This is a genomic window from Vibrio sp. 378 (assembly GCF_033339435.1).
Map to the genome: position 1 here is coordinate 1 of NZ_JAWOUO010000258.1, position 904 is coordinate 904.

A 904-nucleotide genomic window follows, 5' to 3' on the forward strand; every position below is an offset into this window, starting at 1 on the left:
CATGAGCAAAGTGAACGTAAATAAAGTGGTAGTCGCATACTCAGGCGGTCTAGATACTTCAGTAATCATCCCGTGGCTGAAAGAGAATTATGACTGTGAAGTCGTCGCTTTCGTGGCCGATGTAGGTCAAGGTGCTGAAGAGCTCGAAGGCATTGAAGCGAAAGCAAAAGCATCTGGCGCATCAGAGTGCTACATCGCTGACCTAAAAGAAGAAATGGTGGCAGACTACATCTATCCAACACTAAAAACCGGTGCTTACTACGAAGGTAAATACCTGTTGGGTACATCAATGGCGCGTCCTATCATTGCTAAAGCGCAGGTTGAAGTTGCACGTAAAGTGGGCGCGGACGCATTGTGTCACGGCTGTACTGGTAAAGGTAACGACCAAGTGCGTTTCGAGGGCGCGTTTGCTGCGTTAGCACCAGATCTACACGTTATCGCTCCATGGCGTGAGTGGGATTTAGTGAGCCGCGAACAATGTCTGGATTACCTTGCAGAGCGTAACATTCCTTGTTCAGCGTCTCTAACGAAGATTTATTCGCGTGATGCGAACGCATGGCACATTTCTACTGAAGGTGGTGTGCTAGAAAATACATGGAATGCACCAAACGAAGATTGCTGGGTCTGGACCGTTGACCCTGAACAAGCGCCAAATGAAGCTGAGTACGTTACGTTGAAAGTCGAAAAAGGTGAAGTTGTGGCAGTGGATGGTGAAGCGATGACACCATACAACGCGCTAGTTTACTTAAACGAAAAAGGCGCAAAACACGGTGTGGGTCGTATTGATATCGTAGAGAACCGTTTGGTGGGAATGAAGTCTCGTGGCTGTTACGAAACTCCGGGAGGTACCATCATGATGGAAGCTCTGCGCGCAGTTGAACAATTGGTGCTAGACAAATCGTCA

At 48.1% G+C, this 904-nt stretch carries 1 protein-coding gene; it reads left to right on the top strand.

All coding sequences use genetic code 11. The annotated features are described in order from the left end of the window. Position 1: 1 nt before the first annotated feature. Positions 2-904: argininosuccinate synthase (locus R7Q48_RS25555; protein WP_318132959.1), on the top strand; the 903-nt coding region annotated here is incomplete at its 3' end.